This window comes from Streptomyces vinaceus, from assembly GCF_008704935.1.
GTDB classification, from domain to species: Bacteria; Actinomycetota; Actinomycetes; order Streptomycetales; family Streptomycetaceae; genus Streptomyces; species Streptomyces vinaceus.
In genome coordinates this window covers 7,594,733-7,619,207 of sequence record NZ_CP023692.1, presented here as the reverse complement: position 1 = coordinate 7,619,207, position 24,475 = coordinate 7,594,733, and the positions used below count along the sequence as shown (strand labels likewise).

The window sequence follows — 24,475 nt, the reverse complement described above, 5'->3', positions numbered from 1 at the left end:
GCCGGGCCCGGCCGCCCCCGGGCTTCGGCGGCGCGTTTGTCCGGCGGCCGGGCGGGTGCAGCGGCCCGGAGCGAGGTGGCCAGGCGTAGGAGTCCCGTCGGGGGGCAGACGGCCGGGCACACAGAAGGTGCCGCCACTTGCTGGTCTCGCGGCACAGGGATACGGAGGGTGAGGAGCGCGACATGAGCGAGCAGCGGCGAAACGGGGCGACGACCCCGCCTTCGAAGGCTCCCGGTGAAAGCGGGGACCCGGAGGCGCGACGGGAAGCCGAGGAGGCTCTGGAGCCGGGTGAAGGTGATGGAGAGGCCGGCGACGCACTGTCGCCGAACACCGCGACCCAGAAGCGTGTGGCCGGGCAGAAGCCGTCCAAGGACTGATGCTGCCGAGAGCGATCTGGAAGAGCCGCTCCGACAGCCGGACGGCTCGGCATCAGCCCTCGATGCCCGTGGTGGTGTGGGCGGCTCCGACCGGCTTGGATTGAGGGGAGCCGCGTTGGCGGAGGTAGATGCACAGGACGGCCATCGCGGCGACGGCGAGGAGGTCGGACTGCCAGTTCTGCAGGGTCCGGTTCCAGAAGTCGGGGTGACCACGTAGCCGGCCCAGCCGATGGGGTCCTCGAGCTGGCGGAGCAGCTGGTCGTTGTAGGCAGCGGTACCGGGATCATCCGGCACGGCTGGACCGACCCCGCGTACATCGCCCGGCCCGCGGTCGGGGTCGACGCGCTGAGCAATCAGGTCGACCCCTGCACGGCCCGGTGGGCCGCCGGCCTACGCGACGTACCGGCAGCCGCGATGAGGCTGCGACCGAGCTGCTCGCCACCGCGTACCGCCCTGCTGTCGACCGTGCTGCAGGGGGTCTAGCAGGCCGATCAAGCGACCGCAGCCGCCGATTGATCGGGAGGGTGTCGGCGAAGGGGACGCGGAGGTACTGGGCCTGTCCACCGGGTACCTGCCCGTAGAGCTTGGTGTAGCCGAAGAGGCTCGCGCCGCTGCCGTGCTCGTGGACCTGGGTCGTCTCGCACTGCGAGTGCAGGCCCCGCTCACATAACGAAGCAGGTTCCGCAGGACACGTTGAACGGGACGACGACCTCGGTCGCCCTCCTTCAGGTTACGGACCTCGGGGCCGACCTCGGAGACGACTCCCATCGGCTCGTGCCCGAGGATGTCCCCGGCGTCCAGGCAGGGTCCCAGGACCTCGTAGAGATGCAGGTCCGATCCGCACAAACCCGTTGTCCTCACCTCGATGACGGCGTCGGTGGGGTGACGATCCGCGGGTGCGGAGGTTGCCACCTCTATCCGCGGCGGCCCTGCCAGGTCACAGCTTTCATCACGCCTCCTCGATGACGTGCTCGGGACGCTCGCGTTCGCGTGCCGGCCTCTCGGCCGGATCCGTCGATCACGGGCAGGTGGCGGACTCCGTCTGTGCGCCCGCCCCCTCCCGGGATGCCCCCAACCACCCCGCGCCGTCCCGTTCCGCTCCCCCAGCCCGTGAGGCGGACGGCGGTGCGGGTGACGGCGGCGCAGCCGGGTAGCCGCCTCACGAGGAGGGCCCGCCGCCCGAAGTGCGGGACTCGCCGCGGCCCCGCGGACTGCGGAGAGTCCGCGACCTCCCACCGCATCGGGCCGGAACGAAGGGAGCCAGACACCATGACGTCGCGACAACGTACGACGGTGGGAAAGCTGATGGACCGGTACGGGCGCACCCATGCCGAGGAAGCCGGCATCACATTGCGGAACACACCCGCGCCCCTCTACCAGCTGCTCGTTCTCTGCGTGCTCTTCTCCGTGCGCATCAAGGCCGACATCGCCGTGGCCGCCGCGCGCGAGCTGTTCGGAGCCGGTTGGCGCACACCCCGTGCAATGGCGGAGTCCTCCTGGCAGGACCGGGTGGACGCGCTCGGCCGCGCCCATTACCGCCGCTACGACGAGAGCACGGCCACCGCTCTGGGCTCCGGAGCGGAACTCGTCGTCGAGCGCTACCGCGGGGACCTTCGCCGGCTCCGCGACCGGGCTGACGGCGATCCCGCCCGGATCCGCGAACTGCTCCAGGAGGTTCCTCGGATCGGTCCGGTGGGCGCGGACATCTTCTGCCGTGAGGCGCAAGCCCTCTGGCCGGAGCTCTGCCCGTCGTTCGACGACCGTGCGCGGGAGGCCGCGTCCGAACTCGGCCTCCCGACCACGCCCGGGGCCTTGAGCACCTGGTGGACGCCGCGTCCCTGCCGAAGCTGGCGGCGGCCCTGGTCAGGGTGGGACTGTCGAAGAACGCTGTCGACGACCTCCTGAGGTCCGGCTGACACCGCGGACGCATTCCCACAGGATCTCCGGGGCGAGGAGGATGCAGAGGTGTCAGGACGAGGCCGGGCCCCCGGATCCGAGGCGCGACAGTCCGAGGCGGGACAGCGAGTACGCCACTGCGGCTTCCCCTGCGACCGCCTCACTGACCTCGCCATCGGGGTGCGTGACGACTTCTTCGCGCTCGGCGGCCACTCGCTCAAGGCGTTCGCCCTGATGGCGGCCGTGCGCCGGGAGTTCGGGGTGGAGCTGCCGCTGAACCCGGTGTTCCGCCGACGCACCGTGGAGCTGTTGTGCGAGGCGCTGCCGGAGGCGGGGGCGGCCGCGGCCAGGCTGCTGGTGCCGTTGGCCGACGGTGACCCGTCCAGGCCACCGCTGGTCCTCGTCCACCCGCGGGGCGGCGATGTCGTCTGCTACCGGGACCTGGTGCGGGACCTGTCCGCCAGTCCCGGGGGCGACCGGCGGATCCTCGGTCTGGAGTCGGTGGGCTACGACACCGGCCAGCGGCCTCTGGAAACGGTGCCCGAGATGGCCGAGCGCTACCTGGCCGCCCTACGCGAGGAGCAGCCGCACGGCCCGTACCTGTTGGCCCGCTGGTCGTTGGGCGGGACGATGGCCTACGAGATGGCCGCCCGGCTGGAGGCCGCCGGCGAGGAGGTGGCCTTTCCTCGGTCTAATCGACGCGGCCGCGCCGGGCGCGGCTCCCGGCAACCGGTCCGGCACGGCTGCCGGGCCGGGCGATCCGGACCTGCTGGCCCGGTCCGGTCCCGGGAGGTGACGTGCGGGGCGAGGCGCGGGCCGTCGAGGAGCTCATGAGGTCGGCGACGGTGAGGTCGAGGCCTCGTTCGCGGATCCGGGCGAGCACCTGGAGGGAGCGGATGGAGTCCCCGCCGAGGGCGAACCAGTTGTCCGGGGCGCCGACCCGTTCGTGCCCGAGGACCTGGGCGAAGACCTCGGTGAGCGCGGTCTCGACCGGCCCGCGGGGTGCCTCGTAGCCGGCGGTGGGGGTGCGGCCGGCCGAGCCGGGGGCGGGCAGCCGGCGCCGGTCGGTCTTGCCGTTGGCGGTCAGCGGGAAGGCGGGCAGGGTGACGAACGCGCCGCGGATCATGCAGCCGGGCAGCCGCCGCGCGACGCTTCGAGGTGGTGTCTCGAGGCAGCGGGCTTGGTACCGCCGCCAATCTGCGCATGCTCATGCGCCGCGAGACCGGCATCACACCATCGGCGTACAAGCGCCGCTTCGGGCCGAGGGTGAACTGACGGCCGGGCCCCCTGCCGGCACCCACGTGCCGCTCATCGCTTCTTCGCCATCAACGTCAGCAGGGAGGTACCCCTCTCGGCGAGGTGGGGCAGGTGGACGCGCCCGGCTGTCATCCGGGCGCGCCGTGTCACTCGGTCATGCGGGGCCCGGTGTCGGGTCAGTTGCCGATGCCGGAGGTTCCGACGCCGGAGTTGCCGATGCCGTGGCTGCCGATGCCCGTGTTCGCGATGCCCGCGTTGCCCAACCCCCAGTTGGCGATGCCCGCGTTTCCGACGCCGTCGTTCAAGACGCCGGCGTTTCCGACGCCGTGGTTGCCGATGCCCGAGTTGCCCACGCCGTCGGCGGTGGCCGCGCCGGCGCCGACGGCGGCCAGCATCGCCACGCCGCCCACCACGGTCGCCACGCGGTGAAGAGTCGTACGCATCATCACATACCTCCTGTTTAGTGGAACTTTCCGCTCATATCCTTAACATGTGACCAGGTCTTACCCTGGGACGCCCGAACCTGGCGTGCCGTACGGATCCTCGTCCCCCGGCGTTTGCGGGGCGCGGCCCGGCCCGGCCCGGAGAGCCCGTCTCCCGTCGGATCGGCCCTGGCCGGCCGTCGGCTGATCGTGGTCGATGCGCTCGGGACCCGCTGCGTCCCGTCCGGCAGGTCTGATGGGCACACGGTCGGTCCACGCGGGGATGATGACGTGTTCGTGCAGGTGGCAGACGTCCTTGCCCGTCTCGGAACGTGCCCCGACCGCCTGCCTCGGCTGGACCTGGGCCAAGGCGGCTGCCGGGCGGTCGAGGGCGCCTTGGTCCAGGCGCTCGCTACCGGGCCGGCGCTCGCCCCCACGGGCGCGAGCGCCGGCTCGTGCTCACCGGCCCGCGAGCAGTCCTCGGCCGAGCTCGGCTCAGCTCAGCTCAGGGCGGTGATCACCTCCCTCGCCGCCCGCTCCCCCTCGGTGGCCCCGCCTTCCATGAACCCCTGGAAGTCGTAGCTGCAGTGCTCGCCGCCGATGTGGATGCGACCCTGAGCGGTGCCTTCGTACTTCGCGTACTTGTGCAAGTAGCCGGTCGGCCAGTACGAGTACGCGCCGAGGGCGTACGGATTGCGGTGCCAGGCCGAAAGCTGCGCCCGCCCGGTCCAGGCCGCCTTGGTGCCCGGGAAGAAGCGGTCGATCCCGGTGAGCATCCGGCCCGCGAGGGCGCGAACGTAGGGGTCGGAGTCGGTGGCGAACGGGCTCCCCGGCGTGAGCGACCCTGCCAGCGTGCCCCCTCCGTACTGGAGCAGGATGCCCCCGGTGCCGGGCTGGACCTTGGTGGTGTCCCAGGTCTGCTGGACGTCGAGGTCGGTGAAGCAGTCGCCGGAGGAGACTCCGGGCCAGGGGCCGGTACCGCGCCAGGGGCGGCTGGTGAACTGCATGTTGAGTTTGGTGCAGTAACCCATGCGGGCATCACGCAGCAAGTTCGTCATCAGCGGGTCGAAGCCGGCACCGGTGATGTCGATCCGTTGGAGGATCGGCAGCGGAAGGCACAGGATCGTGTGGTCCGCCACGACCGTGCGGGTGGCGCCGGCGTCGTTGAAGGTCAGCGTCTGGGTGCCGTCGGCCGCGACACGGACGGCTACGAGTTCACGGCCCATCACGAGCGAACCGGCGGGCAGTGCCTGGGCGATGGTGTTCGGCAGCCGGTCGTTCCCGCCGACGATGTGGTAGCGCTCGTTGGACAGACCCCAGACGTTGAAGTTGCCGGGGTTCGGCTGGTAGCCCATCAGCAGGACGAGGGCGAGGGCGGACTGCTGATCGGTGTCGGCGCCGTACTCGACGTTGTACGCCACGTCGATGAAGCGGCCGAGCTGCGAGCCGTGGCCGCCGGGGATCCGCGTCTCGATCCACTCGTACAGGGTCATGTTGTCGAGGGCGGTGCCCGCAGGGGTGGTCGCGTTCCAGGAGACTTCGCCGGCGTTCTGGAGGTCGCGGTGCAGCGCTTGGTAGACGGCGTTGAAGTCCGCGTCGGCCTGAGTGCGCGAATAGTAGGTGCCGCCCAACCAGAGGACTTCCTCGGCGCCGTTCGGTCCCCCGCCGAGGAAGTCCTCGGTCGGCAGGTTGAAGCGGCGGCACAGCTCCAGGATCTTCTTGTGGCTGGTGTCGATCAGCTCACCGCCGATCTCGGACGTCTGGCCGTAGGCCCACAGGGAGCGCTGGCTCCACATCCGGCCGCCGACCCGGCTCGGGTTGGCCTCGTACAGCGTGCAGTCGACGCCCGCGTCCTTGAGCGTGAGGGCGGCGGTCAGCCCCGAGATGCCCGCGCCGACGACGGCCACCCGCGCGGGGGTGACGGGCTTCTTCTCGGGGAGGGTTTCCGCGGCCTGGGTTCTTGCGGAGGCACCCCCTCCCGAGGCGAGAGCGGTGCCGAGCCCCAGGGCGGCGGCGCGTCCCAGGAGCTGGCGCCTGGTGGAACCGCGGACGTCGGCGACGGGCAGGCCGAGCCGGCGGGCTGCGGCGTGATCGGCGGCGAGCCGACGGAGCGCGTGCATCAGGGGGGTACGTGCCATGGCGGTGGCTCCTCGTCAGATGTTCGCGGCGGAGGGGGCGGGCTCGTCGGTGCGTTCGGCGGCGTCCTCCAGGACGACCCGGCCGATGATCTCGTAGCGCTCGGGAGCCTTGAACTTGAGCCACAGGCCCAGCCCCAGGCCACCGAAGAACACCACGCCGACGATCCAGGGGATCAACGTGAAGAAGATGGAGTCGGCGGCCAGCCCGGCCGCCGTCTTCATGTTCAGCAGCAGCAGGACAACCACGGCGGCCATGGCGAGGCCGCCGACCAGCGGGGCGGTGAAGGTGCGGAACCAGTGCCGGTCCTCGGGGTGGTTCCTCCGGAAGTAGCCGATCACGGCGAAGGAGCACAGGGTCTGCACGATGAGGATCGCCATCGTGCCGAGGATCGCGAGCAGGGTGTACAGGTGGATGTACGGGTCTTGCCCGGTCAGCCAGAACAGCGCGACCAGGCCGGTGGCGATGGCCGTCTGCACCAGGGAGGAGATATACGGGGATCCGTGCCTGGCGTGCGTACGGCCGAGGCCGGGGTGGAGGAAGCCCTCGCGACCGATGGCGTAGAGGTAGCGGGCGGCGCACTGGTGGAAGGCCATGCCGCAGGCGAAGGAGCCGGTGAGGAGCAGCCACTGGAAGGCGTCCACGGCCCAGGAGCCGATGAAGGTCCGGGTGGGCGCGAAGAAGAGGTCGAGCGGGCTCGCGGAGGCGGAGAGTTCTACGGACTTCACAAGCCCGTTGCCGGCGATGGTCATCCAGGAGACGTAGATGTAGAACAGGCCGACGCCGACTACGGACACCAAGGTCGCCTTGGGGATGACCCGCTTGGGGTCGCGGGACTCCTCCCCGTACATGGCGGTGGATTCGAATCCGACCCAGGACCAGAAGGCGAAGAACAGGCCCAGGCCGGCGGAGGTTCCGGTGAAGGCGTTCTTCGGGTTGACGGGTTCGAGCGGGATCCCGTCCGGACCGCCGCCCGCGATCAGCACGGCGGTCGCGACGGCGAAGAGGACGGCGATCTCGGCGACGAGCATCGCGCCGAGCGCTTTGGCGGTGAGGTTGATGTCGAAGTGCGCGAGAGCGGCGGTGATGGCGAGCATGGCGGTCGCGTACACGATCCAGGGCAGGTCGATGCCGAGTTGGTCGTGGACGGTGGTTTGGGCGAAGTAGGAGAACACGCCCACGATCGAGGCCTCGAACACGATGTACGCGAGGACCGCGAGCATGCCGGAAGCCATGCCGGCGATCCGGCCGAGGCCGTGCGAGATGTACCCGTAGAAGGCACCGGCCGCGGTGATCCGCTTGGCCATGGCCACGTAGCCGACGGCGAAGACGGTGAGGACGGCAGTCGCGAAGAGGTACCCGGCGGGAGCGCCGATCCCATTGCCGAAGCCGACGGCGATGGGGAGGTTGCCGGTCATGGCGGTGATCGGGGCGGCGGTGGCGACGGCCATGAAGACGACGCCCACCAGGCCCACCGAATTGGCCTTCAGCCGCTGGACCTGTAGTGCGCCGCCACCGGTGCCGGTATCCGTGCTCATGGCTCCTCGTTCCTGTCGTGAGGGCGCTCACTCTCTCCTCGTGTGACCTGTCCCACAATCGGCATGTGGTCCGGTAATTCCCCTGTAGGGGCGACGAGTTGTCGGTAGCGAACCCTGCCGGGCCCGCCGCGTGAGGCAATCCGGTCGTGCCCCGCGCCTCGCGGAGCGAGTTCGATGGGAGACGCCCCGAGCGAGCGGAACCCGGGAGGGCAACGTGTCGGTCTCCCGTTGCGCGAACTAGATCCTGGCCGGGCCGGCACCACCACGTCACCCTCGTGACCGCAGCCCAGGTCTTCCTCACAGAGCAGAGGCTGGCCCCAAAAGTATGGTCGTGCCGACGGCGGCCTTTACGCCGGACTCCTCCACTCCTTGCAGTCGTTGCGGTTGCCGGGCAAGGGCCTGCCGACCGCCACGACGAGGCGGGTGTCGGCGTCAATGACGACTTGGTGGTTGGTGGAGTACCGGTAGTTCTTCGACTGCTCGGCGGCGGTGTGATCGCGTGTGGGCACCAGGGTGCTGTCCACGATCAGCACGGTGTCCTTCGCGAACCGCTTGAACGGTTCCCCGATGTCGATGTCCTGGGTGTTCGGCCACAGCCACATCCCCTTGCATTCCACGACGGCGGGCCTGCGCCCGCTCAATCCGGGTTCCCCGACGGACCGCAGACGGCAGCCCTCTGCACGTTCATGACCCTGACGGCCGCGGACGGGACGGTGCACGACGTGACGCTGCACCGGCTGCCCCCGAGGAACCGACCGTTCCCACCCGGCCGTCCCGCAGGAGCTCCAGGACGGCTTCCTCAACCGGGCCGTGCGTCGCCGGACGGCCGAACAGGCCGTTCTCGCCCAGTGAGTCCAGGGCGGGCGCGACGGTCTTGCCGTCTTCGTAGAGCTCGATGACGCGCGGGTCGATGTAGGAGGCTCGGCACACCGCGGGGGTGTTCCCCAGGTAACCGCTCACCTCGCGCACGGCGCGCGCCACGACGGTGCCGCGCCGGCCGCGGGAAGCGTGCGACGTGCCGTCCGACACCCCCAGGGCCACCGCAGCCAGGACCGTCGCGTACCACGTCCTGAAGTCCTTCGCCGTCACGTCCTGCCCCGCCCGTTCCCGCAGGTAGGCGTTCAGCTCTTCGGCCCGGACCTCATGCCAGGCCCCCCTCTCCCAGTACGCGAACAGCCGCGGCCCCGGATCCTTGCGCCTGAGCAGCGCCCGCACGACGGCGTACGCCTGCTCGTCCACCAGCGCACGGGTCACGGTCTTCCCCGACTTGGCGGGGAAGTGCAGGTGGACCTCGCCGTTGCGGCACCGCGCGTGCTTCCGCAGCAGGGTGGTCAGTCCGAAGCTGCCGTTGTCCCGGGTGTAGCGTTCACCGCCGATCCGCAGGAATCCCAGATCGAGCAGCCGGGTCAGGCAGGCGAGGACGCGCACACGGGTGAGACCCCGGCCGGAAAGGTCGCGTTCCACCTGTTCCCGCAGTGCGGGCAGCACACGCGCCACGTTCTGGACGTGCGCGTGCTTGGCGGCGTCCTGCTGCGCACGGAATGCCGGGTGGTAGATGTATTGGCGTCGGCCGGCTTCATCGGTGCCGACCGCCTGGATGTGGCCGTTGGGCCAAGGACAGATCCAGACGTCCTTCCACGCCGGCGGGACCGCGAGGGCTCGCGCCCGGTCCCGGTCCGCCGGGGCCAGCGGCCGTCCGTCCGTGTCCAGGTAGCGGAAGCCGCGGCCGTGGCGCAGCCTGCGCCATCCCGGCCCCGCCACGTCGCTGGTACGCAGTCGCACGAGGAGCCCCTCAATCCGGGGTGCGCGCGGGCCGTGGCGGACGGTGCCGTTCCGGACGCTCGTGAGCCGAGGCGGGGAACCGGGGCCCGCGGACGGCGGTGTTCCTGCTCCGTGGGCGGTCCGTGGCGCAGTCACGCGCGCGGAGGCCGCCCCGAGGTCCGGTATCGCATGGTTTGCATCGATCCGTCTTGCTCATGCCGCACCCCTACCCGGCTGCGGCCCGACGATGTCCGCGCCGTCAGATGCCGGCGATCAACCGTGTGGGTGATCATGCCGAAGGGGGGTAGTCGCACGACGTGATCACCGTAGGAGTGGAAGAAGAGTACTTGCTGGTGGATCCGGTCACGGCGGAGCCGGCTCCCGTCGCGGAGGAGGTCCTGCGTACGGCCGGTCTAGGGCCTTTCGCGGAAGGCGACGAGGTCCAGGACGAGCTCCTCCAGGCCCAGATCGAGGTCGCCACTCCCGTGTGCTGGAACCTGGAGGAAGTGGGCGGCCACCTGCTGCGCCTGCGTCACGCCGTGGGGTCGGCGGCCGAGGCGCACGGCTGCCGCATCGCCGCCACGGGAGCGGCGCCGCTGCGGGGAGTCCGTCCCGTACCCGTCACCCGGACTCCCCGCTACCTGAGGATTGAGGGCGACGCGCGGCAACTCGTCGACGAACATCTGATCTGCGGCATACACATCCACGCAGGAGTTCCGGATCGGGAGACGGGCGTGGCGGTGCTCAACCGGATCCGGCCCTGGCTGCCGACGCTGCTGGCCATGTCCGCCAACTCACCCTTCTGGGACGGCCGGGACACCGGATTCGCGAGCTGGCGCACCCTCGTCTTCGGACGGTGGCCCGTCAGCGGACCGCCGCCGCACTTCGAAGGGCTCGCGGATTACGAACAGCGGCTGGAGGCGCTCGTGGCCTCGGGCGTGGTCGCCGACCGGGGCCAGGTCTACTGGCAGGCGCGTCTGTCCGACCGCTACCCCACCATCGAGGTGCGCTGCCCGGACGTCCAGATCAGGGCCGACGACGCCGTCATGTTCGCCGGCATCGTCCGGGCGCTGGTCGCCACCGCGATCGCCGAGGAGAAGGCGGGAGCGCGTCTGTCCAGCACGGCGCCGGAGCTGTTGCAGCTCGCCAACTGGCATGCGGCGCGGCACGGCTTGAACGGCACCCTTCTGGACCCTCTCGGGCGCCCGCACAGCAGTGGCGACGTCCTGTACGCCCTGCTGGACCACATCACACCGGCCCTGGAGGAGGCCGGCGACCTCCGGGTGGTGAGTGCGCTCGTGCACCGTCTCCTGCAGAACGGCACGGCCGCCGACAGCCAGCGCCGTGCTCTCGCCGAGGGCGGGCTGCCGCGGTTGATCGATCTCTTGACGGGCGCCGCCCCGTCCGACTGAGTCACGCACCACAGAGGACGCCGATGACAGCCCAGAGCAGCGAAGGCGGTACGGGTGTGCGGCCACCGTCGCGGGCCCTGATGGCCCAGGCCGCACCCCCGGCAGGCGCCTACGCCGATCAGCCGATCGCATGTGGGTTCGCGTACCCGCACCTCGGACGCACACTACGTCGCGGCCTAGACCTCCAGAGCCGCCCGGTGGGGCCCGGAAGCCGGCGGACAGCCGGCTGTCTCCACGACATCTGGCAAGCTCGCCCCATGCCACCGCCCCGGAGGGAGACCCCCGTGCAGACGTTCCTTCCGTTCCCGTCGTTCGACGCCTCGGCGGCCGTGCTGGACGTGCGACGGCTCGGCAAACAGCGGGTCGAGGCGGTGCAGGTGCGGCGCGGCCTGGTCGTTCCGGGCTACGGATGGCGCCGACATCCGGCGGTGCGGATGTGGACCGGGTACGAGGAGGCCCTCGTCCGCTACGGATTGGAGATCTGCGCAGCGTGGAGCGCCGCGGGGCGGGCCGACACCTGCGCCGACACCCTGGTCCGGGAGTTCGGGGAGCTGCACGCGGCGGCGACCCCGCGGACGCAGGAGCAGTTGGCCGCCGACGGCGACCTCCCGCCGTGGCTGGGGGCACCGGACTTCCATCGAAGTCACCAGTCCGCGCTGGTGCGCAAGGACCCGGTTTTCTACGAGGAGCGCTTCCCAGGTGTCCCGGACGACCTGCCCTACGTATGGCCACGGTCCGATCGGGAGGCGGACTCCGCGCCGTGATCGGCCCAGCGGGCATCCGAGCGGTGCGTACAACGAAAGAACGACGGCGTACGGGCCCCCGGCTTCAGAAGGCGAACCGGATACGCAACCAGGGAGCGTTCGACGCCACCAGGCGGCGGACCGAGTCGACGGCCGCCGCCTTGTCGAGATTGCGGTACCGCACGTTGACGCTGCCGTTCTGGGAACGTTTGGCCTGTTGGAGGTCGGGGCGCCACAGCGCCTCCTCGGCTGGCGGGTGCCAGGCGCGGTTCAGGTCGTGGCCGAACCGATCCCCGCGCTGATAGGGCCGCTCGGCCCGACGGCTACGAGGACGGTCCACTTTAGGTCCTTTCGGCGGTTCCCCGCCGGGCGCAGGCAACGCAGGTGGTCGCCGCCGGACGGATCTCCAGGCGCTCGGGCGGGATCGCCGCGCCGCAGCTTTCGCACGTCCCGTACTCGCCGTGCCAGCCGTTCCAAGGCGCGGTCCAGTTCTTCCAGGTGCCGGCGTGCCTGCATCAGCAATGAGGTGCTATGCGCCCGCTCGCAAGCGGTGGTGCGTCCTTCGGGGTCGTGCTCGTCGTCCACCGCCACCAAGGCGTTCGCCGCGACGATCCCGTCGTAGTCGCGGCCGAGCGCCGCCATCCGCGCGAGCTTGTCGGCACGGTCGGCTGCGAGCCGCTCACGAACGTCGGCGGACGTCGACCCGCTGCGCTCCTTCCGGTCACGCCGGGGCGAATCGCTCACGAGTGCGACAACGTCGGCCCGCTGTCAGTGATTCTCACCAGCGCCTACGGCGTTCGTGCAGATGCCATGAACGCGGGCGCGACCTGTGCGGTCCTCACGACTCGGGCGGTGCCTCGCTCCCCCGACGCCGCCGCTGGCGGTAATTGCGCATGGATACCTGAGAGCCGCAGCCGGTACTACAGTACAGCCCTCCCCCGTTGCGGGTGCGGTCGAAGAAGCCGAAATGGCACGGGGGGTTGCGGCACGCCTTGACGCGGCCCCAGTCGCCGGTCTGGGCGACGGTCGTCACCGCGGCCAGTACGGTCCCGAACACACGCGGCACCCCTGCCTGCGGCGACGTCAGCTCGACGCCGCGCGCTGTGACCACCGTCGCCATCGGGTAGAGCGCACCCGCCCGCCGCAGGTGTTCCTCGGCGTGGTGGAGCGGCTCGCCCACGCTCTCCTCGTCGCCCGAGTGTGCGAGCAACAGAGTCACCAGGGCGTCACGCAGCTCCCGCGCGGCAGCGGCGTCGGCGTCGGTCGCCACGATCTCGCCTCCGAAATCGTCGCGCCCCGCGAGCCACGCGGCGAACGAGTGCCCGTCCACGAACAGCTCTTGCTCTCCGCCTCCGTTCGCACGCGTGTTCACGAAGGCGAGCACGGTCTCCACCGCGGGCATCGCGGCGCGGGGGTCGGTTTTCGCAGATCCGGCTACAGCACTGCTCATCCCTCCACCCTACATCAGCGGGACGATGCACTAAGCGAAGTAACGCGCAACGCACAGCACCCAATCCCTTGACTCGTTATGAGCTAACAACTTACGGTCGCAACATGAATGCGACCGAACACCAGCAGATCAGTCCCCGCACGTGGCTCGTCACCGGTGCCACATCCGGCATCGGCCGTGAACTGACCCTCCAGGCATTGGAGAACGGCGATGCCGTCTCGGCGATCGCCCGCGACACCGCTTCCCTGGACGAACTGGCCGAAGCGCACGGGGAGCGTCTGCTGCTCATCCGGGCGGACGTGCGTGACGAGGAGGTCGTCCGGGAAGCGGTGGCGCGCACGCTATCGCGGTTCGGCCGCATCGACGTGGTGGCCAACAACGCCGGCTACGGACTCTTCGGAGCTGTCGAGGAAGCCTCTGACGCGCAAGCCCGCGCTGTGTTCGACACCAACGTCTTCGGCGTGCTCAATGTGCTCCGCGCGACGCTCCCGGTACTCCGCGGCCAGCGATCCGGACACATCCTCCAGGGCTCCTCGATCTACGGGCAGTCCGCCCACCCCGGCGTGGGGCTTCTGGCCGCGACGAAGTACGCGGTCGAAGGGCTGTCGGACGCACTGGCTGCCGAGGTCGCGCCGCTGGGCGTCAAGGTCACGATCGTCCAGCCCGGAATGACCGCCACCCCCTTCCTCTCCAACCTCGACGTCGCGGCCGGCATCGGCGACTACGACCCGACCGTGCGCGCGGTTCAGAAGGGCATCGGAGAACTGCCCGCATCCGCGTTCTCCTCCGCAGCCCGGATCGCCGAAGGCATCCGAACCGCGGTCGACAGCCCGAACCCCCCGCTGCGCCTGGCACTCGGCACCTCCAGCGCCACCGGCATGCGCACCGCCTTGGCGGCCCGTACCGCAGACCTGCACAACTGGATTCGCGTGACCGACGCCGTCGACAGGTGATCGCACGTTCCGCAGGGGGTCTCGGCACTCACGGCCGAGGCCCCCCTCCCCGACCGAGCGCAACTCTGATGGCAAGGGGCTGCCTGTCACTTCACGGTGGAGAACGGATCTCAGCGTGCCCAGATGGACTGTGCTTGCCATACCCGTCCGTCGACGGTGTCAGCGAGGCGGATCGAAACGCGTGAACAGTCGCGGACTTCGACGGCAGCACGGAGGAAGCCGAATCGATTCTTCTGGAGACGGCGAGCACGTACGAGCACAAGCTCTGGAGGGTGAACCGACGAGAGATCTTCAAGTGCTCCAGCCGGTCCTACTTCCTCCGTATCCACGGCCGAATGGCCACGTACGGCCTCCTGCTCCAGCTCGCCGAGCTGGTCCACGACACCGCGCAGCCCAGGGGCAAGTAGCTCGTGGCCCGGCCACCCCGCGGCCCCGGTCGCCGTGCCGGACCCGGCTTCCTACCATGGGGAGGTCGGCTCGGGGACGTGCCTCAGAGGTGATCCCGCATGGGCCGGTACCGTACGCCCACCGTCGTGGCCGCTGCCTCCCTCCTGCTGACCGCGCTGTGCGCGGGCCAGGCCCCGGCCGCCGCCCCGCCGGGCCGGATCGGCATCGACGACGTGACCGCCGAAAAGCTCGACGACGCGATCATCACGGCCATGCGCGAGGCCGGCATCCCGGGCGTGGGCGTCGGCCTGTGGGTCGATGGTGACGGCTCCTACGTACGCGCCTTCGGCGCCTCCGACAAGACCACGGGAACCCCCATCAAGACCGGGATGCACACCCGCATCGGCAGCGTCACCAAGACCTTCACCATCACGGGCGTCCTGCAACTCGTCGACGACGGGAAGGTACGGCTCGACGCGCCGATCTCGACGTACCTCGACGGGGTGCCGGGCGGCGACCGCATCACCGTCCGGCAGCTCGCCGACATGCGCAGCGGCCTCTACAACTACACCGAGGACCCGCACTGGCTGGACGTCTTCAAGGCCGACCCGTACCGCGCCTGGAACCCGAAGGAGCTGCTGAGCATCGCCTTCCGGCACCCGGCGAACTTTGCGCCCGGGACGCGCTGGGAGTATTCCAACACCAACACCGTCCTGCTGGGCCTGCTCGTCGAGAAGATGAGCGGACAGCCCCTGCACACCTACCTGCAACAACACGTCTTCGCGCCTGCCGGCATGAACGAGACCTCGCTGCCGACCGGCGCCGAGATCACCAGCCCGTACGTGCACGGCTATACGAACTTCACCCCGGACGGCGCGACCGTCGACGCCTCCACCTGGAACCCGTCCTGGGGTGGGCGGCCGGGGCGATGATCTCCAGCATCGACGACCTGCGCACCTGGGTTCCCACCATGGTCGGCGGGCGGCTGCCGGACGGCGACCGATTGCTGGAACCCGCCACCCAGGCCGAGCGGCTGCACATGTTGCCCACCGGGAACGCCGGGCTCGGCTACGGGCTGGGCATCGCCGACTTCGCCGGCTGGATCGGCCACAACGGCGAGCTGCCCGGCTACGAGACCATCGCCGTCCGCCTCCCGCAGGACCGAGCCACCTTGGTGATCATCGTCAACTCCGACGTCGACGGGAAATTCGGCAATCTGAGTTCCCTCATCGCCAACAGGATCACCAAGATCGTGTCACCCAAGCACGTCTGGTCCCTTCCCGAGGAGGCGCAGCCCAATGCGCTCCCGGAGCCGTCCTCGCCGACCGCCCCTCCCGCGTCGCCCAAGCCGTAGGACTCGGTGTGTCGGCGATGCCCACTGAGGAGACCGCGACTGATCCGAAGAGGGCGCGTATGCGGCACTGATCCATCTCCGTCCGCACGAGCGGCCGCCGGCCGATCAGCTCGACTCGCATTCCTCCGGCCCTGTCCGCGTCCACCCCTCACCGGTTCGGGCGTTGTCCGAGGTGTGCTCCCGGCCCGCCGCGCCGAGGGGACCGGCCCGCGCCCGTGAGCGGCCGCATCGCCCTCCAGCATCCGGCTCATCGTCTCCGCCGCCCGTACCGAGGCGTCGGCACAGCAGTTGTTGAACAGCACATGGACGGAAGCGGCCCGCTCCGCCATGTCCCGCAGGCGCGGCAGCCATTCGGCCAGCTCCGCCTCGGAGTAGGTGTGGCGGTACTTCGCCTCCTTGCTACCGGGGCCGCTGGAACCCCACGCGGGACTCCGCCCGTGGAAACGCACCATGGCGAGGTCAGGGGAGGTGACGCACACGACCGGAGGGACGGAGGCGGACAGTCCCTGGGCCGTGTCGACGGCGACGGCCGCCATTCCGTGCCGCGTCAGGAGGGCGGCGGTGGCCGTCCGCCGCCCCTCCGCCCACCACCCCGGATGGCGCAACTCCACGGCCAGCGGCCAGCCGGCCGCCAGTTCGGCGCACTCCTCCAGTACCGCCTCGGCGCGCGCCCCGGGGACGAGCGAGGCCGGGAACTGGAACAGCAGCGTCCCGAGCCGTCCGGCCTCGCGCAGGGGCACGAGGGCTCCACTGAAGCGCTCCCACACTTCCTTGCGGAGTCCGCCGTCGGCCCGCACCCAGGCGGAGCCGCCTCCCACCGGTCGTAGATCGGCGGGGAGGGCGGCCGTGCGGGTGGGCTGGCCGGTGAGCAGCGAGAACGCCTTCACGTCGAACTGGAAGCCCGGCGGGGTCCGTTCGGTCCACAGCAGGCTGTTGCGGGCACTCGGCAGCCCGTAGTAGGTGGAGTCGACCTCCACGACCGGGAAGCGGGTGGCGTAGTGCCTCAGCCGCCCCTCCGCGTCCCGCCGCCCGGCGGGGTACCACCCGCTGGCGACCAGTGCCGGATCCGTCCACGAACACGCGCCCACCCTGATGTCACCCATGGGACCCCGTATGCCCCGCCGGGCCGATTGCCCACCGCGTGACAAGCCAGGGCGCACATACGGACCTCGCCCGAACAGATGACGGGTCCGCCGGAGCCCCGAACCCGCTCCGCCGACCGGGGGGGCGGCGGGGGGCCGGGGTGTGCGGCCGGGACGGGCGGGTAGGCGATCCGCATGCACCCGATCAAGACGGCTTCCGCCCCCTGGACCGACAGCACCCTCCCCCTCCTCGCCGGCGGATACGCGTGGCTGCCCGACAGGATGCGCGCCACGGACGGCGAGCCGGTGCGAACCAGGCTGCTGGGGCGCCCGGTGATCGCCCTGCGCGGCCCGGAGGCCATCGGCTTCTTCTACGACGAACGGCACGTCAAGCGCACCGCAGCCCTACCCGGGCCCGTGCTCGACACCCTGTTCGGCCGGGGCGCCGTGCACACCCTGGACGGCGATGCCCACCGCGTCCGCAAGGCCATGTTCCTCGCACTCCTCAAGGACGGCGCGGGCGTCTCCGCGCTGGCCGAGCACGTCGCCCAGCACTGGTCCAAGGCTGCGGCCGAGTGGGAGGACGGCCGGGACGTCGTGCTCTTCGACGAGGCGGCCGTGATCCTGGCCCGCGCCGTCTGCGCGTGGGTGGGCGTCGAACGGTCCGACGAGGCCTACCGCCGGGTGGCCGAGGACTGCGTCGCGATGGTCGACGGCTTCGCCACCCCGGGACCCCGGCACTGGCGCGCCCCGCGCCGCCCGCAAGCGCCAGGAGGGGGCGCTCGCCGCTGAGATCCGTACCACCCGCGAGGGCGGGGAACTGGTGAGCGACAGCGGCACCGCCCTGGAGGTCGTGGCCTGGCACCGCGACGCGGACGGCCGGCTTCTCGATCCGCACACGGCGGCCGTCGAGCTGCTCAACATCATCCGGCCCACCGTCGCCATCGCCTGGTTCGCCGTCTTCGCCGCCCACGCCCTTCACCGCTGGCCGGCCCACCGGGAACCGCTGCGAAAGGACACGGCCAGCCGCTACGCGAGGGCTTTCGCCCACGAGGTACGGCGCTTCTACCCCTTCGCCCCCTTCATCGGCGGACTCGCCGTCTCCGACCTGACCTGGCGGGGCGAGAACATCGCGAAGGACACCCTGGTCCTGCTGGACCTGTACGGCCACGACCACGACCCCGGCCTCTGGGACTCTCCGTACCGCTTCGACCCGCAGCGTTTCACCGACCGGGAACCCGGCGCCGACGAGCTCATCCCGCAGGGTGGCGGTGACCCCGCCCGGGGTCACCGCTGCCCTGGTGAGGACATCACCGTCGCCGTGCTGTCGACGCTCGTCACGCAGCTCGCCGACCTCGACTTCGAGGTTCCCGAGCAGGACCTGACGATTCCGCTGTCCCGGGTCCCCACCCGCCCGCGCAGCGGATTCGTCTTCAGGGCGGCGCGTGAGCGGTAAGGGGCAGGGCCGGCCGCGAAGCGTCCCGCAGACACGCCCGCGATTACGAGCGCCTCGTCCAGCACTCCGAATCGCTGATCACCTGGGCCGCGATCACCCTGATGACCAGGCGCATCACCCGCCGACAGTCCCGCAGGGCCAGCCAGCCGGCCTCCCGCGAACACACCAGGGACTGACACGGTCACCACCGCGACCGCCAACTCCAGTACTTCTGTTTGCCCTCGCTCGGGGGCAGGTGCCAAGTGCTTCGCACTCAGACCCCGTTGCCCCAACCGAAGGTGATGTTATACGCGCGCTGGAGTGCGTGCCGACCATGGTCCCCGTCGGCGTAAGCCCATGCGAGGCCTGCGACGAACCAGAGCAGGAAGATCCCACCGACGATGCCTAGAGCGACCAGCTTGCCGTTCCAGGTGAGGAGGACCACGGCGACGGTCACGATGACCGCGCCGACGTGGGCTCCCCACAAGTCGAGCGACGCAGCCTTACGCGCCGCTCGGGCTTCGGCCCGTTCGACAGCGAAGCGCTCCTCTCGAACAGACTGCGGCTCGTTCTCGTCGAAGTTCATCTCATCCCCCCAGCCCTGACGCTACATGGACCCGGACCACGTCGGCAGAGGAGCACCGCGGGGATATGGATCAGGTACTCACGCGGTTCAAGGACGATGGAGACGGATTCGCTGACGACGGTGGTGTCCAAAGGTGCCGTGGCGGCCGCGCCGTCATCGGCCTCGCATACCAAGAACGCGCCGGCCTGCATGGTTGCGGACATCCTCGTCCTCCTCCTCGATCAGCGTGCCGCAGGGCCCGGGGCGGCCCCCTTGAGTGAACTCTCCCCTCGGAGCGTAGGAGCGGGCATGGGATGCGACGAGGACACATCGCAGGACATCTCGTGGGAGTAGCGTTTTCCTCTCACACCGCAGCAGGCCGCCGGTTCGGCCGGATCCACCCGGGGGTGGCGTTGTCCCAGAGCCCCATGAATCCCGCTTTCCGCTGGCCCGTAGGGCCAGATCCGCGCTCAGCCACAGAAGAGACGTCCTGAAGGGTCAGGGGGTAGGCGATGCCTCCGTGAGCACCATCCAGTCTCGGACCGTCTCTTGGTGCGAACCGCTGGCCGTGCTCGCTGCCACTGCTTCAGCGTCCTCGACCGAACACGGCTTCCCCGCTCGGGTGAGCAAGACGAGTGGCCACGCAGGACCCGTACCGGCCGGCTCTCCATCGAAGGCAGCCCAATCCCAAGGGCCCTCGAACCGCCATGCCCGGCCGGCGATGTCGGCGACTTCGTCGCCCGCCTGGAGAGACGCGTACGGACGCGTCAGCAGCTCGAAGGCGAACGGGATCCCGTCGCCGGGGTGGATGGTGTACCCCGAGCCATAGAGATGGCTCCCGTGCGGGAAGTCCCGATAGGACAGGCCCCGGCGCAGTACGGTCACGGTCTGGGTGGGACGCGGCAACCAGACTGTCTGCAGCGGGGGGCGTGATGGTGGACCTCCGTTACGTGCACCACGGTGGGCGGTACGCCGACTCGGCAGGCATCTCCTGCCTTCAGATGTTCGGGCGGAGGGTCCGTTCGAAACAGTACGGCCTCCACCTCAGGCGCGGCGTGCGCACTGCCTCCCACACCGAGGGAGACGATCCCATTCCAGTGCCCGAACTCGTTGCCGACGTCGATTTCCCACCACGGCTATCGCACCGACACCTGATCCCAGGTGACACCCTGCTCGACCGTGGTAACCGTGAACGGGCACATGACCGACAGCACGTCACCGACCCTAAAATCCCCCTACCCCATCATTCCGCCAGGGTAGACGGAGCCTCGCGGCAGTCCACAGGGGCCACCAGCCAGGGGTCTGCGCGGGCCGACTGCCGCACGCATGGACCAACTACCTCGCTCAGGGGCCAAGTATCGTGCTCAGCCACACCCGGTGTGACTGAGCACGCTATGTGGCCTGGATGGACGACTCCGATGCTCGGAATCGAAGGCGGCCTACCGAGGACCGACCGATGCTCAAGCTTGGTGGAAGCACTGCGTCGGCCACTCCACCACTGAAGCGGCGACCCCCGGAAATCGGGTCGACGGAGTGTTGCGTAACGGCGAGTATGCGACGCGACCACTCAAACCCTCGGAGACGCACGTGGGTAACCGACAAGCAGACATCGACTTCACCTTCCAACACCCGACCCCCGTGCGCGCCCTGCTGGAGGCGCTGACGCCGGCCGGCTGGGCCGCCGAGGAAAACCTCGGCTGCATCTCGTACATGATCAACGACGCAGACGACATGCACGAGTGGTACGACAGCACCCCCGACCGCCTCGACGCCGTGCTCACGGAGCTGGACTCGACGGCGAACCTGCCCTACACCGTGGCACTGAACATTTACCACCCGCAGGGCGGGACTGGCGGCATGCTCATGTTCTCAGCGCAGCGTAGGGAAGTCTCCTTCCTTCCCACCATCGCCCATCGGCGCCTCCCGGACGCGCCGCAGTTCACCGACCTCGCCTGGTACCTGCACGCACTCGTCCCTTCCCTGCTCTGGGCCGGCCTCGAAGGGTACGAGGCCCGGGAAGACCCCAACGACTAAGGCACAGCCCGGGACGAAGTCCTCCGCAGCCGCAAGTCGGGCACGGCGCGGTTCTGAGCATCGAAGTTGTCCATCTGGGCCATGTACCGCGCTCAGTCACACATGGCCGCCCCCGACGCGCCCGCCAGACCCCAGCCCGTTACCTGGGCGCCGAGCCAGACCGGCCCCTGCGCCCGCTGCCACGCTCCGACATGCCGCTACGGAGTCGGGGCCTCGCCGCTCTGCCCGGCATGCAAGGCCGCACGGCAGGCGCAGTACGGGGGCTGAGCGGTGTCCGAACTCCCGCCTGACCTGCCCCGTCTGCGCACCGTCGTCACCTACCTGCGCGGCGAGCTCGGCCGCGCCGAGCGGGCGCTGAACACAGCGGAGGAGCGCAAGGCCCTCGCCGCGCGGCGCCGCCCGCCGGCCGAGCCACCCGCATGGCTGATCGAGCGCGGCATCGGAGCGGGCCGGCTGCCGGTCCGCGTCCACGCCGGGGGCTGCTGGGACAGCCGAAAACGCTGCACGGCCATCAGCACCGACCAGGCGCGCCGGGCGCTCGTCGAGGGGATACCCGCCTGCCCACACTGCCGCCCCGACACCGCCCTCGGGATGCCGGAGTGAACAGCCGACCGCAGGGTGGAGGCATGCCCCCTGACCAGCGCATCGTCGTCTACCCCCCGGATGCCGAGGGCGGACGCCACGTCCGCGTCGACGGGGAGATCCTCGGCCGCGCCCTCGGCCCCCGCGACCTCCTCGAATTCCTGCGCCGCGCCGGCCTCGACCCCGACGACGTCCGTCTGGACGACCCGCTACTCATCGAGTGGCGCGGCGGCGGACCAGCGGTGTGGAGCCCGGACACCGGCGAGGAGTGAGCACAGCAGCGGGCCGCCGCCCCGGGAGGGGTGGCGGCCCGCCGTGCGTCGGTCAGCGGCACCGGCTGCTGGGGCCGGCTACCGGTGGATCACCGCGCACGGCTCCCCCTGTACGACGTTGAACTCCACGCACAGCGCCGTGCCCTGCGCGAACTTCCTTCCGCCCTTGAACGTCCAGCCGACCGTGGAGAGCTTGGGCACCCCCGGGCTGGCCCTATGCCTGGAGCGGGGTGAGGGCGGGCAGGCGCCGTTCGTCACAGGCCACAGGCGATGGGCGGTGAGGGTTGTGGCGCGTCCCGTGTGGGCGGGGGTCTTGAGTTTCGGGCTGGTCGGTTCTCTGAACTAGGTGCCGCCCTCACGTTTGGCCACGGCGTAAGCGAGATCCTCTCGAACGGCATGAGTCAGCGAGTGATCGTTGCCCAGCAAGCGCTCGCAGGCCGTGAGGGTCTGCTGATAGAGGGGGATGGCTCGGTCCAGGTCTCCAGCCTCCTGGTAGGCAAGGGCAAGGTTGTTGCAGGTGACTAGGGTGTCGGGATGGCCTTCGCCCAGCACGCGCAACCGATCGCTGAGGGCCTGTTCGTACAGGGGGATGGCGCTGCCTAGGTCTCCCGCGTCCTTGTAGGCGCTAGCGAGGTTGCTGCGGGAGGTCATGGTGGCAGGGTGGTCTTCGCCCAGCAGGCGCTCGCAGTCCGTGAGGACCTGCTCGGACAGAGGGATGGCGCGGCCCAGGTCCCCCGCCTGCAGATAGGCGACGGCGAGGTTGCTGCGAGAGGTCATGGTGTCTGGATGGCCTTCGCCAAGCACGCGCTCGCAGTCGGAGACGGCCCGCTGGTACACAGCGATGGCGCTGCCCAAGTCCCCCGCCTTCTCATAGGCAAGCCCAAGGTTGTTCCAGGAGGTCAGGGTGTCGGGGTGGTCTTCGCCCAGTACACGCAAACGATCTCTGACGGACTGTACGAGCAAGGGGATGGCTCTGCCCAGGTCCCCCGCTTCTTCATAGGCGCTGGCGAGGTTGTTGCGGGAGGTCAGGGTGGCGCGATCGTCTTCACCCAGCAGGCGCTCGCAGTCCGGGACGGTTTGCTGGTAAAGGGGGATGGCGCGGGCTAGGTCCCCTGCCTTCTGGTAGGCGAGGGCGAGGTTGCTGCGGGAGGTCAGGGTGTAGGGATGGTCTTCGCCCAGCAGGCGCCTGCAGTCCGCGAGGGTCTGCTCGTGCAAGGGGATGGCGCGGGCTAGGTCCCCTGCCTCCTGGTAGGCAAGGGCGAGGTGGTCGCGGGAGGCCAGGGTGGCGGGATCGTCGTTGCCTAGCAGGCGCTCGTAGTCGGTGACGGCTCGTTGCAGGTGCATGATCCCGCGGGCGGGCAGGCCCTGTTTGATTAGGGAAATCCCGGCGGCATTGAGGAGGTCAGCCGTGTCGCTCGTGTCGGTGTTTGGGGTGGTGTGGTCGGCGAAGGCGTCGATGTGGGGTAGCAGGTTTCGCCAGTTGGGCCAGCTGGCGGGGTCATCGACGGTGGGGGGCAGCGCGTTACGCAAGTTGCTGGCGGCCCGTTGGCGTGCGAGGTCGATGTAGTCGCGCCTGCGGTGGGGGTTGTCGGGGTCGGGGTCGGGGGTGCGGGCGAGAGCCGCGACGAGGCGGTGGATGGCCAAGGTGCTGGTGCCGGGGTCAGGGGTGATCATGTTGTAGGCGGTGAGGAGGCCGATTGCCTGGTTCAGCGTGGGTGGGTTGGTGAAGCCGTCTGCGAGGGCAGGGGGGATGTTTTCGGCGGCGTACCAGGCCATGGTGCGCAGGAGGTCGCTGGCTGCGGGCTGGCGGGTGGCGATCTGGTCGAGGGTGATGTCCCAGATGCGGGCGATGGTGCGCTGGGCTGGGGTGGTGGCCCCGCCGTGGCCGTACATGTCCGCCGGATACCGGGCCAGCAAGTCCAGGTAAGCACGGGGGGCGGTGAGTGGGTTCTGGGCGAGATAAGCGGCTGCCTGTGCGACGGCAAGGGGCAGGTGGCCGAGCTCGGTGCACAGGTCGGCAGCGCCATCCAGGTCGCGGGGGCCAGCTGCGGTGGTGGTGCGGGTAAGGAGGGCGAGGGACTCGGCCTCCTCCATGACGTCGAGGCGTACCAAAGTGGTGGCGTCGTTCCAGGCGGTGGCGAGGCGGCTGGTGATCAGGAACCGCCCACCGGGGGCGCGTGCGATCACAGGGGCGATGTCAGCGGGATCGTTGACGTTGTCGAGGATGATCAGCCAGCCGGTGTGGCTAGCCAGCCACTGCAGCCCCCACTCAGCTAGTCCCTCGACGGGCAGGGCCGTGGCCAGGGCGGGCTGCAGGGCGGTAGTTAGGCTGGCCAGCCCCTGCTCGACGCCGGCGGGGCTGTCGGCGGTGATCCAGCGCACGGGCGCGCAGCCGTGGGGTCGGGTGGCGGCCCAGTGGGCGACCAGGGTGCTCTTGCCCACGCCGCCCAGCCCGTGCACTGCCTGGACCAGGGCCGCGCCTGGGGTGACGAGCGCCGCGTCCAGGCGGTCGAGCTCCTTGCCACGGCCCACGAAGAGTGCCGGCCGGTGCGGCAGATTGTCCAGCCCCGTCGGGGCGTCCACCTCGGCGGGAGCTCGCATGGCCTCGGGCGGAAGGTGCACGGTGGGACTGAAGATCCCGGTGATGGCGTACCCACCGCCGGTGGCAGTCGCGTCCCCGCTGTTGATCACAACCTGCCCAGCGCCCCTCGCTGCGGCGCGGGGAGCCGGCTGTGCACTGGGGGTGTCGGTCTCCGCTGCCTGCGCAGGCGCGGCGGCCTTGCCCGTATTGGCCTTGCCCCCCAGCCATCGGACCATGC

At 70.2% G+C, this 24,475-nt stretch carries 20 protein-coding genes and 11 pseudogenes; 16 read left to right on the top strand and 15 right to left on the bottom strand.

Annotation, left to right across the window (positions count from 1 at the left end; genetic code table 11):
• Nucleotides 1-182: 182 nt before the first annotated feature.
• Entirely contained in the window at nucleotides 183-377 is a 195-nt protein-coding gene (locus CP980_RS34595; protein ID WP_150530013.1) for a hypothetical protein, read from the top strand.
• 52 nt (nucleotides 378-429) lie between these two features.
• Here the strand turns inward: CP980_RS34595 and CP980_RS36620 are convergent, their stop codons facing one another.
• A complete protein-coding gene (locus CP980_RS36620) occupies nucleotides 430-561 on the bottom strand; it encodes a DUF6766 family protein (protein WP_341874217.1) in 132 nt (43 codons plus the stop codon).
• 330 nt (nucleotides 562-891) lie between these two features.
• A pseudogene (locus CP980_RS34585) lies at nucleotides 892-1,327 on the bottom strand (alcohol dehydrogenase catalytic domain-containing protein); the annotation flags it as partial.
• A gap of 319 nt (nucleotides 1,328-1,646) precedes the next feature.
• Between CP980_RS34585 and CP980_RS34580 the strand changes: the two are divergent.
• Both CP980_RS34580 and CP980_RS36825 read left to right on the top strand, forming a co-directional pair.
• Nucleotides 1,647-2,293 (top strand): annotated as a pseudogene (locus CP980_RS34580) (endonuclease).
• 49 nt (nucleotides 2,294-2,342) lie between these two features.
• Nucleotides 2,343-2,942: pseudogene (locus CP980_RS36825) on the top strand (thioesterase domain-containing protein); the annotation flags it as partial.
• Between the two features lie 22 nt (nucleotides 2,943-2,964).
• Here CP980_RS36825 and CP980_RS36255 read toward each other — a convergent pair.
• Nucleotides 2,965-3,399, bottom strand: a complete 435-nt coding sequence (locus tag CP980_RS36255; RefSeq protein ID WP_150530011.1) for a phosphopantetheine-binding protein — start codon at nucleotides 3,397-3,399, stop codon at nucleotides 2,965-2,967.
• 23 nt (nucleotides 3,400-3,422) lie between these two features.
• On the opposite strand from CP980_RS36255, the pseudogene CP980_RS36250 reads away from it, so the two are divergent.
• Nucleotides 3,423-3,548, top strand: a pseudogene (locus tag CP980_RS36250) (AraC family transcriptional regulator); the annotation flags it as partial.
• Between the two features lie 158 nt (nucleotides 3,549-3,706).
• Here the strand turns inward: CP980_RS36250 and CP980_RS34560 are convergent.
• The 4 genes and pseudogenes from CP980_RS34560 to CP980_RS34545 all read right to left on the bottom strand — a co-directional run.
• The gene (locus tag CP980_RS34560; protein ID WP_132760903.1) at nucleotides 3,707-3,973 is read right to left on the bottom strand and encodes a hypothetical protein; all 267 of its coding nucleotides are present in this window, start codon (nucleotides 3,971-3,973) and stop codon (nucleotides 3,707-3,709) included.
• 479 nt (nucleotides 3,974-4,452) lie between these two features.
• Nucleotides 4,453-6,090, bottom strand: coding sequence for a flavin monoamine oxidase family protein (locus CP980_RS34555; RefSeq protein ID WP_167535930.1), 1,638 nt, complete (start codon nucleotides 6,088-6,090; stop codon nucleotides 4,453-4,455).
• Nucleotides 6,091-6,105: 15 nt separating this feature from the next.
• Nucleotides 6,106-7,626 carry an APC family permease gene (locus tag CP980_RS34550; protein WP_150530010.1) on the bottom strand — a complete coding sequence of 507 codons (1,521 nt, stop codon included), beginning with the start codon at nucleotides 7,624-7,626 and terminating at the stop codon, nucleotides 6,106-6,108.
• 318 nt (nucleotides 7,627-7,944) lie between these two features.
• Nucleotides 7,945-8,189 (bottom strand): annotated as a pseudogene (locus CP980_RS34545) (transposase); the annotation flags it as partial.
• Here CP980_RS34545 and CP980_RS36245 point away from each other — a divergent pair.
• Nucleotides 8,184-8,375 (top strand): annotated as a pseudogene (locus tag CP980_RS36245) (metallophosphoesterase family protein); the annotation flags it as partial. The pseudogenes CP980_RS34545 and CP980_RS36245 overlap by 6 nt on opposite strands.
• Here the strand turns inward: CP980_RS36245 and CP980_RS34535 are convergent.
• The gene (locus tag CP980_RS34535) at nucleotides 8,311-9,408 is read right to left on the bottom strand and encodes a DNA topoisomerase IB (RefSeq protein ID WP_150530009.1); all 1,098 of its coding nucleotides are present in this window, start codon (nucleotides 9,406-9,408) and stop codon (nucleotides 8,311-8,313) included. The pseudogene CP980_RS36245 and the gene CP980_RS34535 overlap by 65 nt on opposite strands.
• 296 nt (nucleotides 9,409-9,704) lie before the next feature.
• Here CP980_RS34535 and CP980_RS34530 point away from each other — a divergent pair, with 296 nt between their 5' ends.
• Both CP980_RS34530 and CP980_RS34525 read left to right on the top strand, forming a co-directional pair.
• On the top strand, nucleotides 9,705-10,799 hold the full coding sequence (locus tag CP980_RS34530) for a carboxylate-amine ligase (protein WP_150530008.1): 1,095 nt from the start codon (nucleotides 9,705-9,707) through the stop codon (nucleotides 10,797-10,799).
• A 284-nt stretch (nucleotides 10,800-11,083) separates the two neighbouring features.
• Nucleotides 11,084-11,563, top strand: a complete 480-nt coding sequence (locus CP980_RS34525; RefSeq protein WP_150530007.1) for an MSMEG_6728 family protein — start codon at nucleotides 11,084-11,086, stop codon at nucleotides 11,561-11,563.
• A 64-nt stretch (nucleotides 11,564-11,627) separates the two neighbouring features.
• Here CP980_RS34525 and CP980_RS34520 read toward each other — a convergent pair.
• From CP980_RS34520 to CP980_RS34510, 3 genes and pseudogenes are all read right to left on the bottom strand, one after another.
• A pseudogene (locus CP980_RS34520) lies at nucleotides 11,628-11,822 on the bottom strand (spore photoproduct lyase family protein); the annotation flags it as partial.
• Nucleotides 11,823-11,883: 61 nt separating this feature from the next.
• A pseudogene (locus CP980_RS34515) lies at nucleotides 11,884-12,184 on the bottom strand (TraR/DksA family transcriptional regulator).
• 196 nt (nucleotides 12,185-12,380) lie between these two features.
• The gene (locus tag CP980_RS34510; protein WP_150530006.1) at nucleotides 12,381-12,992 is read right to left on the bottom strand and encodes a CGNR zinc finger domain-containing protein; all 612 of its coding nucleotides are present in this window, start codon (nucleotides 12,990-12,992) and stop codon (nucleotides 12,381-12,383) included.
• Between the two features lie 104 nt (nucleotides 12,993-13,096).
• Between CP980_RS34510 and CP980_RS34505 the strand changes: the two genes are divergently transcribed.
• From CP980_RS34505 to CP980_RS36235, 4 genes are all read left to right on the top strand, one after another.
• On the top strand, nucleotides 13,097-13,945 hold the full coding sequence (locus CP980_RS34505; protein ID WP_150530005.1) for an SDR family NAD(P)-dependent oxidoreductase: 849 nt from the start codon (nucleotides 13,097-13,099) through the stop codon (nucleotides 13,943-13,945).
• Between the two features lie 272 nt (nucleotides 13,946-14,217).
• Nucleotides 14,218-14,352, top strand: coding sequence for a hypothetical protein (locus tag CP980_RS36475; RefSeq protein ID WP_268257428.1), 135 nt, complete (start codon nucleotides 14,218-14,220; stop codon nucleotides 14,350-14,352).
• Nucleotides 14,353-14,451: 99 nt separating this feature from the next.
• Entirely contained in the window at nucleotides 14,452-15,264 is an 813-nt protein-coding gene (locus CP980_RS36240; RefSeq protein ID WP_341874213.1) for a serine hydrolase domain-containing protein, read from the top strand.
• Nucleotides 15,261-15,686, top strand: a complete 426-nt coding sequence (locus CP980_RS36235) for a serine hydrolase (RefSeq protein WP_425281775.1) — start codon at nucleotides 15,261-15,263, stop codon at nucleotides 15,684-15,686. Before CP980_RS36240 ends, CP980_RS36235 begins: the two co-directional genes overlap by 4 nt.
• Nucleotides 15,687-15,919: 233 nt before the next feature.
• Here the strand turns inward: CP980_RS36235 and CP980_RS34495 are convergent.
• Nucleotides 15,920-16,789: pseudogene (locus tag CP980_RS34495) on the bottom strand (DUF72 domain-containing protein); the annotation flags it as partial.
• 174 nt (nucleotides 16,790-16,963) lie between these two features.
• Between CP980_RS34495 and CP980_RS34490 the strand changes: the two are divergent.
• Nucleotides 16,964-18,224: pseudogene (locus CP980_RS34490) on the top strand (cytochrome P450).
• A gap of 23 nt (nucleotides 18,225-18,247) precedes the next feature.
• A pseudogene (locus CP980_RS36820) lies at nucleotides 18,248-18,416 on the top strand (IS5-like element IS4811 family transposase); the annotation flags it as partial.
• Between the two features lie 61 nt (nucleotides 18,417-18,477).
• Here the strand turns inward: CP980_RS36820 and CP980_RS34480 are convergent.
• Nucleotides 18,478-18,789, bottom strand: coding sequence for a hypothetical protein (locus tag CP980_RS34480; RefSeq protein WP_150530004.1), 312 nt, complete (start codon nucleotides 18,787-18,789; stop codon nucleotides 18,478-18,480).
• A 1,566-nt stretch (nucleotides 18,790-20,355) separates the two neighbouring features.
• On the opposite strand from CP980_RS34480, the gene CP980_RS34470 reads away from it, so the two are divergent.
• The 3 genes from CP980_RS34470 (at nucleotide 20,356) to CP980_RS35635 (ending at nucleotide 21,656) form a co-directional block, all read left to right on the top strand.
• A complete protein-coding gene (locus CP980_RS34470) occupies nucleotides 20,356-20,802 on the top strand; it encodes a hypothetical protein (protein WP_150530003.1) in 447 nt (148 codons plus the stop codon).
• 270 nt (nucleotides 20,803-21,072) lie between these two features.
• A complete protein-coding gene (locus tag CP980_RS34465; protein ID WP_150530002.1) occupies nucleotides 21,073-21,405 on the top strand; it encodes a DUF6233 domain-containing protein in 333 nt (110 codons plus the stop codon).
• 23 nt (nucleotides 21,406-21,428) lie between these two features.
• A complete protein-coding gene (locus CP980_RS35635) occupies nucleotides 21,429-21,656 on the top strand; it encodes a hypothetical protein (RefSeq protein ID WP_189998879.1) in 228 nt (75 codons plus the stop codon).
• Between the two features lie 78 nt (nucleotides 21,657-21,734).
• On the opposite strand, the gene CP980_RS36470 is transcribed toward CP980_RS35635, so the two are convergent.
• Entirely contained in the window at nucleotides 21,735-21,857 is a 123-nt protein-coding gene (locus tag CP980_RS36470; protein WP_268257427.1) for a hypothetical protein, read from the bottom strand.
• A 141-nt stretch (nucleotides 21,858-21,998) separates the two neighbouring features.
• Entirely contained in the window at nucleotides 21,999-24,473 is a 2,475-nt protein-coding gene (fxsT, locus tag CP980_RS34455) for an FxSxx-COOH system tetratricopeptide repeat protein (protein WP_150530001.1), read from the bottom strand.
• Nucleotides 24,474-24,475 lie beyond the last annotated feature (2 nt).

Excerpts from the sequence above, each read along its gene's own strand:
- CP980_RS34595 (WP_150530013.1), top strand. The coding sequence starts at position 183 with ATGAGCGAGCAGCGGCGAAACGGGGCGACGACCCCGCCTTCGAAGGCT.
- CP980_RS36255 (WP_150530011.1), bottom strand. The coding sequence starts at position 3,399 with ATGATCCGCGGCGCGTTCGTCACCCTGCCCGCCTTCCCGCTGACCGCC.
- CP980_RS34560 (WP_132760903.1), bottom strand. The coding sequence starts at position 3,973 with ATGCGTACGACTCTTCACCGCGTGGCGACCGTGGTGGGCGGCGTGGCG.
- CP980_RS34555 (WP_167535930.1), bottom strand. The coding sequence starts at position 6,090 with ATGGCACGTACCCCCCTGATGCACGCGCTCCGTCGGCTCGCCGCCGAT.
- CP980_RS34550 (WP_150530010.1), bottom strand. The coding sequence starts at position 7,626 with ATGAGCACGGATACCGGCACCGGTGGCGGCGCACTACAGGTCCAGCGG.
- CP980_RS34510 (WP_150530006.1), bottom strand. The coding sequence starts at position 12,992 with ATGAGCAGTGCTGTAGCCGGATCTGCGAAAACCGACCCCCGCGCCGCG.
- CP980_RS34505 (WP_150530005.1), top strand. The coding sequence starts at position 13,097 with ATGAATGCGACCGAACACCAGCAGATCAGTCCCCGCACGTGGCTCGTC.
- CP980_RS36240 (WP_341874213.1), top strand. The coding sequence starts at position 14,452 with ATGGGCCGGTACCGTACGCCCACCGTCGTGGCCGCTGCCTCCCTCCTG.
- CP980_RS36235 (WP_425281775.1), top strand. The coding sequence starts at position 15,261 with ATGATCTCCAGCATCGACGACCTGCGCACCTGGGTTCCCACCATGGTC.
- CP980_RS34480 (WP_150530004.1), bottom strand. The coding sequence starts at position 18,789 with ATGAACTTCGACGAGAACGAGCCGCAGTCTGTTCGAGAGGAGCGCTTC.
- CP980_RS35635 (WP_189998879.1), top strand. The coding sequence starts at position 21,429 with ATGCCCCCTGACCAGCGCATCGTCGTCTACCCCCCGGATGCCGAGGGC.
- fxsT (WP_150530001.1), bottom strand. The coding sequence starts at position 24,473 with ATGGTCCGATGGCTGGGGGGCAAGGCCAATACGGGCAAGGCCGCCGCG.